An 843-nucleotide genomic window follows, 5' to 3' on the forward strand; every position below is an offset into this window, starting at 1 on the left:
GCGCCCGCACCTACGGCAAGTCGGATCCGATCGACGCGCTCGCAGTCGCACGCGCGGCCCTGCGTGAGCCCGATCTGCCCGAAGCCCGCCTCGACGGCGCAGAACGTGAGCTCCGGCTCCTGGTCGACCATCGCGAAGACCTCGTTGCCGAACGGACTCGAATCATCGCACGCCTGCGCTGGCACCTTCACGAGCTCGACCCAGGGTGGAAGGCGCCGACGAAAATGGACCGGACCAGTGCGTTCGACAAGGTTCGAGCGCATCTGTCGAACTCTTCGGGCCTTGTCGCAGAACTGGCGGCCCGACTCGTCGAGCACCTACGCCGCCTCACTGTCGAGATCGACGAACTCACGGGCCAGATCACTTCCCGGACCGCTGTGCTGGCCCCTTCCTTGTTGGCGATTCCTGGGTGCGGAGCGCTCATCGCAGCGAAGCTGGTCGGTGAGACCGCTCGTGTCGATAGATTTCACTCCAAGGATGCGTTCGCACGGCACAACGGCACCGCGCCGCTTCCAGTATGGTCGTCGAACCGCGCTCGACATCGACTCTCGCGCACCGGGAACCGTCAGCTCAATGCCGCAATCCACCGCATCGCACTCACTCACTCAGGCCCGCTGTCATCCCGACGCGCGAGCACTGTTGGCACGCCGCAAGGCCAGCGGCGACGGTGGAATGGAAGCACTCCGCATCCTCAAGCGCAGACTCTCGGACGTCGTCATCAAAGCGATGGCCGCAGATCTATCACTGATGGTCACCGCAGCCGCTGCTTGACAGAGGAGCAAGCGACAGTCCCGGTAAGCCTATCTAGTCGCTTTTGTCGTCGGTAGTTGGATATCGCTATGC

General features: G+C 63.6%; 1 protein-coding gene and 1 pseudogene. Both read left to right on the forward strand.

What is annotated here, in order from left to right:
- Positions 1 to 59: 59 nt before the first annotated feature.
- Positions 60 to 545: pseudogene (locus AC1D1G_RS45650) on the forward strand (transposase); the annotation flags it as partial.
- Positions 546 to 573: 28 nt separating this feature from the next.
- A complete protein-coding gene (locus AC1D1G_RS45655) occupies positions 574 to 771 on the forward strand; it encodes a hypothetical protein (protein ID WP_477956994.1) in 198 nt (65 codons plus the stop codon).
- The last annotated feature ends 72 nt before the right edge of the window (positions 772 to 843 follow it).

It is taken from the genome of Rhodococcus sp. P3_B8 (genome assembly GCF_056402775.1).